We start from the raw sequence: 635 nt of genomic DNA, 5'->3' as shown, positions 1-635 counted from the left end.
GTTCGGGGACGGGGAGATGCCGGAGGAGGTCACCCTGCCAGCCTAGCTGTAGGAGGGCATGACGTTGTTGACWCGSRCCGGKGCCAACGAGGYCGGMGGRGCRTYYCCGCAGGAGGTATGMGGCCGATGGTAGTTGTAGTGRTTCACCCACACCTGMAGGGCCTCACGCCGAGCYGKCTCTGAGGTRTAGGGGCGGGCGTAGAGGACCTCATCGACCATCAGCCGGTTGTACCGCTCGACCTTCCCGTTGTGACGCGGGGTGTAGGGTCGGATCCGGTGGTGCCGGCCCCCGAGCGAGACCACCTTCCGGGTGAAGTCCACGGCCCGGTAGTTGTTGCCGTTGTCCGTGATCACCCTGTCGATCCGGATGCCGTGGGCGGCGAAGAACGCCCGCGCCCGGCAGTAGAAGCTCACGGTCGTGGCCGCCCGCTCGTCCTCCAACGCCTCGGTGTAGGCCAGGCGGGTGTACCCGTCGATCGCCGAGTGCAGRTAGGTGTAGCCGACCCGCCGGCCAGGCCCGCGCTTGGAAGCACGGCCTGCTTCACTKTCACGTCCGTGGGYGCGCCAGCCGCCCCCGTCTGGGATCTTCCCGATCTTCTTCACATCCAGGTGCACCATGTGCCCCGGCCCTCTCG

At 67.7% G+C, this 635-nt stretch carries 1 protein-coding gene; it reads right to left on the bottom strand.

Translation table 11 applies throughout. The features are described 5' to 3' along the window. Window positions 1-42: 42 nt before the first annotated feature. The coding region (locus AB4091_RS21810) for an integrase core domain-containing protein (protein WP_442294999.1) at window positions 43-635 on the bottom strand (593 nt) is incomplete at its 5' end.

Origin of the sequence: Terrabacter sp. 2RAF25, assembly GCF_052115265.1 — a bacterium.
Classification (GTDB): domain Bacteria; phylum Actinomycetota; class Actinomycetes; order Actinomycetales; family Dermatophilaceae; genus Terrabacter.
Note: the sequence above shows the minus strand (reverse complement) of the source record. Positions and strands in the feature narration are given on the sequence as shown.